Raw genomic sequence first — 6,236 nt, forward strand, 5'->3', positions numbered from 1 at the left:
CGCCACGCCCGCGAGCGCGGGGGCCACCCGCCCGCCGCGCCTGGCGAGCGCGGCGCCCGCGAGCAGCGCCGCCGTGAGGCCCGCGGCGGTGGTCACGGCGTGCAGCCGCAGCCGTCCGGGGCCGCTCCCGATGGCGGCGCGCCAGTCCGGGCCGTGCAGGCGGCGCATGAGCGCGTCGTCGGCGTTGCCTCGCTGGAAGCGCACGCTCGCCCAGAACCCGTCCGCGCGCACCGGATGCTCGGTCACCCGCTCGCCCCTGACCAGCCGGTGACCGGCCCGCCCCACCCGCAGCGCCATGTCGGAGTCCTCCCGGTACGCCCGGGGGAACCGCTCGTCGAACCCGCCCACCGCCTCCAGCACCGCACGCCGGTAGGCCATGTCGGCCGTCACCCACGCGGCGTCGACCAGCCCGGCCGTGTGACGTTCGGCGTCGGTGGGCCGGCGATGGGCGGGCAGCGGCACCGTGATGCGCCCCTGACTGCCGGCCACCTCGTCGGGCAGGTCCACCAGGTCCTTCCGGACAGCCTCGGTCCACCCGGGCGCCGGCACCACGTCGTCGTCGAGGAACACCACCCAGGGCGTCTCCGCGGCCCGCCACCCGGCGTTGCGCGCCGCCGCCGGGCCGTGCCCGCCCGAGCGCACGACGCGTACGTGCGCCGGCAGCTCCAGCGGCGCCCCGGCCTTCCGGTCGTCCACCACGACCACCGGCACGCCAGGCCCCACGGCCGCCACGGTGTCACGCAGGCTGGGCCGCCCGACGGTGGGGATCACGACGGTGATCACGCGGCGAACACCTCCCCGCGGCGCACCATGTACGGCCCCAGCACGAGCACGTCCACCGGCGCCGACCCGAAGCACTCCAGCGCGTCACGCGGATCGTCCACCATGGGCCGCCCCGCGGTGTTGAGGCTCGTGTTGACCACCACCGGCAGCCCCGTACGCGCCTCGAACTCGCTCAGCACCCGCGCCATCAGCGGATGCGCCCGCGGCGAGACCGTCTGGATGCGCGCCGTCCCGTCCACGTGCACCACCGCCGGAAGGCGCGGCGCCCAATCGGGGTGCACGTCGTGCACGAACAACATGTACGGCGACGGCACCGGCCCCCGTCCGAAGATCTCACCGGCCCGCGACTCCAGCACCATCGGCGCGATCGGCCGGAACTGCTCCCGCCCCTTGACGTCGTTGAGCCGCTCGGTGTTGCGCGCGTGACCGGGATGCGCCAGCAACGACCGCTGCCCGAGGGCCCGGGGCCCGTATTCGGAGCGGCCCTGGAACCAGGCCACGATCCGGTCGGCCGCCAGCTCGGCGGCCACGGCGGCGGCCAGGTCGGCGGGCCGCGAGTACGGCACGCGCGCCACGTCCAGCCACGCGCCCAGCTCCTCGTCGGTGAAGCCGCGCCCGAGCGCCGCGCCCGGCATCGGCGCGGCCGGCTCGCCGTACGTCTGCGCCAGGTGCAACGCCCCGCCCAGCGCGGTGCCCGAGTCGCCCGCGGCCGGCTGCACCCACAGCTCCTCGAAAGGCCCCTCGTCCAGCAGCCGGGTGTTGGCCACGCAGTTGAGCGCCACGCCGCCGGCCAGCGCCAGCCGCCGCTCGCCGGTACGCGCGTGCAGCCAGCGCACCAGCTCCAGCAGCACCTCCTCCAGCCGGGCCTGCACGCTTGCCGCCAGGTCGGCGTGGTCGGAGGTCCACGTGCCGCCCTTGGGCAGCGCCTTGGCGTAGACGTTCCAGTCGACCGGCTCCACCCGGAACCCGCCGCCGCCCGTGGTGTAGATCACCTCGCGCAGCGCGGCCAGATGCCGCGGAGTGCCGTACGAGGCCATCGCCATGACCTTGTACTCGTCGCTGGAGCGCAGGAAACCGAGGTGCTCGGTCACTTCCTCGTACATCAGGCCCAGGGAGTGCGGCAGCTCCTGCGTGGCCAGGATCTCCAGCTCGCCGTCGCGGTAGACGCCCGCCAGGTGCGAGACGTCCTCCCCGCGCCCGTCGCACACCAGCACCGCGCAGTCGCGCCAGGGCGAGGCCAGGCCCGCGGAGGCGGCGTGCGCCACGTGGTGCGGCACGTAAGAGACCTGGCCCGGATCCAGGCCGGGCAGCGCCGTGGCCAGGAAGGCGGGAGCCCGCACCGCGTACTTCGTGCGCAGGTCCTCCCACTCGCCCTCCGGCCTGCGCACCACCAGCGAGGGGTCGTAGGAGTAGGCGACGGCGTCGATGTCCTCGGGGGCCAGCCCGGCCTCGCGCAGGCACCAGGCGGCGGCCTGCTCCGGCAGCTCCCACGCGGAGAACGCCAGCGGCCGCTTGCCGTGCTTACGGCGGCTGAAGCGTTCTTCCTCCGCCGCCGCCACGATCCTCCCGTCGACCACCAGCGCCGCGGCCGGGTCGTGGAAGATCGCGTTGATGCCGAGAAACTTCATGCTTCCTCCCCCTCAGGCGTGGAGAACCGCTACCGAGAGAAGCGGTTCTCAAACATCGGGCGTGCTCATGAGATGCGAAAACGGCCCCGGCGTCCTGCGGTTGGTCACGCAGAGTAGTTGTTTGCCCGGTCAAGGGTCGGGTAGCTGCCGGACACGCTGACGGAGGTGAATGGTGTTCGAAAAGCGACGTCCCGGCGCAGTGCTCTTCGATCGGGACGGGACCTTGATCAGGGACGTGCCGTACAACGGGGATCCGAAACTCGTCGAGCCCATGCCGGGGGCGGTCGAGGCGCTGGGCCGGCTCAGACAGGCCGACGTGCCGGTGGCCGTGGTCACCAACCAGTCGGGCGTCGCCAAGGGGCTGCTCTCGCCGGACGACATGGACCAGGTGAACGCCAGGGTGGAGGAGCTGCTGGGCCCGTTCGACGCGTGGGCGATCTGCGTGCACGACGACGGCGACGGCTGCACCTGCCGCAAACCCGCGCCCGGCCTGGTGATCAGAGCCGCCGCCGTGCTGGACGTCAGCCCCCGCGACTGCGTGGTCGTGGGCGACATCGGCCGCGACATGGACGCCGCCAGGGCCGCCGGGGCGCGAGGCATCCTCATCCCGACCCCGCAGACACTGCCCGGGGAGATCGAGGACGCCCCCGAGGTCGCGCACGACCTCTGGGACGCCGTCGATCGCGTGCTCAACGACGTGGCGGCCGCCGTGCCGGCCGCGTCGGCGCCGTGGGCCCGCGCCATGGGGTGGAGCCGCTGGTGAGGATCCTCATCTGGCACGTGCACGGCTCGTGGACCAGCGCGTTCATCCGCGGGTCGCACGAGTACCTGCTGCCGCTCGTCCCCGATCGGGGTCCCGACGGACGGGGACGGGCGGCCACCTACGACTGGCCCGGCAGCGCCCGCGAGGTGCCGTGGGACCTGTTGCGCCGCGAACCCGTCGACGTCGTCGTCTACCAGCGTCCGCACGAGATCGACCTGGCCCGCGAATGGCTCGGCCGCGACGTGCCGGGCGTGTACGTCGAGCACAACACCCCCGCCGGCGACGTGCCCCGCACCCGCCACCCGCTCGCGGACCGGAGCGACATCACGCTCGTCCACGTCACCCACTTCAACGAGCTCTTCTGGGACAACGGCAGGGCCCCCACCCGCGTCATCGAGCACGGCGTCCCCGACCCCGGCCACCTGTACACGGGTGAGCTGCCCCGCGCCGGCGTCGTCGTCAACGAGCCGGTACGCCGCACCCGCGTCGCCGGGACCGACCTGCTGCCGCGCTTCGCCGAACGGGTGCCCCTCGACGTGTTCGGCATGAAGGTCGCCGGCCTGCCGTACGGCACGTACGAGGACCTGCCCCAGCACGTCATGCACGCCGAGCTCGCCAAGAGACGCGTCTACCTGCACCCCTACCGGTGGACCTCGCTGGGCCTGGCCCTCATCGAGGCCATGACGCTGGGCATGCCGGTCGTCGCGCTGGCGGCCACCGAGGCCGTCGAGGCGGTGCCGCCCGAGGCCGGCGTGCTCTCCACGAAGGTGCACGTGCTGGCCGACGCGCTGCACGCGTACGCCGAGGACCCGGAGACCGCCCGCCAGGCCGGCAAGGCCGCCAGGGCGGCGGCGCTGTCGCGCTACGGACTCGCCAGATTCCTGGCGGACTGGGACGACCTGCTCACTCAGGTATGAGCCCCCTCACGCTGGGTAGGCGCGAACGTCATGATGATGCTCGACTGGACCCGCAGGGCCGCCTGCCTGGACCTTGACCCGGAGCTGTTCTTCCCGATCTCCGTGGAAGGGCCGAGCCGGTCACAGGTCGAGCAGGCCAAGCGAGTGTGCGGCCGATGTCCCGTACGGCGGCCGTGCCTCGAATACGCGCTGGACACCAGGCAGGCCTATGGCGTCTGGGGCGGCACCGATCCCGCGCAGCGGCGCGAGCTCAGCCTGGCAACGCCGCCGCGAGAAACCGTTCCCGCTCGCTCTCTTCGAGGTGGTCGCTGAACAGCACCCCGTCGAGGTGGTCGACCTCGTGCTGGAGCACACGCGCCAGCACGCCGAGCGCGCGCACGGTCACGGGCTTGCCGAACATGTCGCGGCCGCGCGCCGTCACCATGTAGGAGCGGTCCAGCGGCCACCACACGCCGGGGGCCGACAGGCACGCCTCGTCGGCGGTGATGCGCCGCTGCGACAGCTCCAGGCGCGGATTGACCAGGTGGCCGGACTTGCCGTCGTAGGAGTAGACCAGCACCCGCAGCGGCTCGCCGATCTGCGGGGCGGCGAGCCCGGCCCGGCCGGCGCCCGCGCCCATCGTGGCCGTCAGCGACTTCACCAGCCGCCGCAGCTCCCGGTCGAAATCCTGCACCGGCGCGGAGACCCGGCGCAGCACCGGATCGTCGAACGTGCGAATAGGCCGGACCGTCACCCGTAACTCCCCGATAGGCGGCGTCGTCACGATCTACGTTTCCCCGGCGTCTCTCGCGCCAACCGCCGGAGCCGAGCCTTGTAGCACAGCGGTAACAGAAGAGACCCAGCCGCGAAACCCCCCGAAAGCAGTATCGGAGGGTGATCTCACTTGCGTCACACGCGCCTGTGATGCCCGGCCGGGTGCTCGGGGCCCGGCCGGGCATCCCTGACCGGCTGGAGGTATGGGCATGAGCGCGCTCCCCCTGGACGGCGGCTCCTCACCGGAGACCGCCCCCGACGCCCTGGCAGGCTTCACCGTCGGCGTGACCGCGACGAGACGTCGCGAGGAGTTCGGCGCGCTGCTGGAACGGCGCGGCGCCCGTGTGGTGAGCGCCCCCGCGATCCGGCTCGTCCCCCTCGCCGAGGACGCCGACCTGCTCGCCGCCACCCGGCTGGGCCTGGAGGAGCCGCTCGACGACGTGGTCGTCACGACCGGCGTCGGCTTCCGCGGCTGGATGGCCGCCGCCGAGGGCTGGGGCCTGTCCGCCGACCTGACCGACCACCTGTCCCGGGCGCGCCTGCTCACCCGCGGCCCCAAGGCCAGGGGAGCGGTACGCGCCGCCGGGCTCAACGACCACTGGACCCCGGCCACCGAGTCCTGCCAGGAGGTCAAGGAGTACCTCCTCGCCCAGGACCTGCGCGGGCGGCGCATCGCGGTGCAGCAGCACGGCGAGCCGCTCGCCGAGTTCGTGGCCGACCTGCGCCGGGCGGGGGCCGAGGTCATCGAGATCCCCGTCTACCGGTGGCTGCCGTACCGGGACATCTCGCCGTTGCGCCGCCTCATCACCCAGACGATCTCCGGCGCGGTCGACGCCGTCGCCTTCACCAGCGCGCCCGCCGTCAACGCCATGCTGGGCGCGGCCCGGGCGGACGGGCTGGAGGAGGCGCTGCTGGCCGCGTTCGGCGGGGGAGTGGTGGCCGCGTGCGTGGGGCCCGTCACCGCCGATCCGCTCACCTCGCGCGGCGTCCCGACGCTGCAGCCCGACCGCTCCCGGCTGGGGGCGCTGGCCCGGGTCCTCGCCCGGCACCTGCCCGAGCACGGCGTCACCCGGCTCACCGCGGGCGGTCACCGCCTGGAGATCCGCGGCCACGCGGTCGTCGTGGACGGCGAGCTGCGGCCGCTGCCGCCCGCGCCGATGGCGGTGCTCAAACGCCTGGCCGACAAGCCCGGTCACGTGGTGTCGCGGGGTGACCTGCGTACGGTGCTGCCCGGCAGCGTCGCCCGCGACTCGGCCGAGCACGCGGTGGAGATGGCCATCACCCGGCTGCGCCGCGCACTCGGAGCCGGCGGCGTCGTCGAGACGGTCGTCAAACGCGGCTACCGCCTCGCCTGCCTCTACGAGGCCGCCCTATGACCCCACCCCTGACCAC

7 protein-coding genes are annotated in these 6,236 nt (G+C 73.7%); 4 read left to right on the top strand and 3 right to left on the bottom strand.

Annotated elements, in window-relative coordinates; all coding sequences use genetic code 11:
* Both E1286_RS45295 and E1286_RS45300 read right to left on the bottom strand, forming a co-directional pair.
* Positions 1-783: glycosyltransferase family 2 protein (locus E1286_RS45295; protein WP_132623310.1), on the bottom strand; the 783-nt coding region annotated here is incomplete at its 3' end.
* A complete protein-coding gene (locus E1286_RS45300; RefSeq protein ID WP_132623312.1) occupies positions 780-2,411 on the bottom strand; it encodes a carbamoyltransferase family protein in 1,632 nt (543 codons plus the stop codon). The genes E1286_RS45295 and E1286_RS45300, both read right to left, overlap by 4 nt.
* A 169-nt stretch (positions 2,412-2,580) precedes the next feature.
* Between E1286_RS45300 and E1286_RS45305 the strand changes: the two genes are divergently transcribed.
* The 3 genes from E1286_RS45305 to E1286_RS45315 are packed head-to-tail and all read left to right on the top strand — an operon-like array spanning position 2,581 to position 4,403.
* On the top strand, positions 2,581-3,174 hold the full coding sequence (locus E1286_RS45305; RefSeq protein WP_165970229.1) for a D-glycero-alpha-D-manno-heptose-1,7-bisphosphate 7-phosphatase: 594 nt from the start codon (positions 2,581-2,583) through the stop codon (positions 3,172-3,174).
* Positions 3,171-4,091 carry a glycosyltransferase gene (locus tag E1286_RS45310; protein ID WP_132623314.1) on the top strand — a complete coding sequence of 307 codons (921 nt, stop codon included), beginning with the start codon at positions 3,171-3,173 and terminating at the stop codon, positions 4,089-4,091. Before E1286_RS45305 ends, E1286_RS45310 begins: the two co-directional genes overlap by 4 nt.
* A gap of 36 nt (positions 4,092-4,127) precedes the next feature.
* On the top strand, positions 4,128-4,403 hold the full coding sequence (locus tag E1286_RS45315) for a WhiB family transcriptional regulator (protein ID WP_132623316.1): 276 nt from the start codon (positions 4,128-4,130) through the stop codon (positions 4,401-4,403).
* Here E1286_RS45315 and E1286_RS45320 read toward each other — a convergent pair.
* Positions 4,342-4,824, bottom strand: coding sequence for a peptide deformylase (locus E1286_RS45320; RefSeq protein WP_132623322.1), 483 nt, complete (start codon positions 4,822-4,824; stop codon positions 4,342-4,344). The genes E1286_RS45315 and E1286_RS45320 overlap by 62 nt on opposite strands.
* A gap of 229 nt (positions 4,825-5,053) precedes the next feature.
* Here E1286_RS45320 and E1286_RS45325 point away from each other — a divergent pair, with 229 nt between their 5' ends.
* A complete protein-coding gene (locus E1286_RS45325; RefSeq protein ID WP_132623318.1) occupies positions 5,054-6,220 on the top strand; it encodes a uroporphyrinogen-III synthase in 1,167 nt (388 codons plus the stop codon).
* Positions 6,221-6,236 lie beyond the last annotated feature (16 nt).

This window comes from Nonomuraea terrae, assembly GCF_004348995.1.
Taxonomy (GTDB): Bacteria; Actinomycetota; Actinomycetes; order Streptosporangiales; family Streptosporangiaceae; genus Nonomuraea; species Nonomuraea terrae.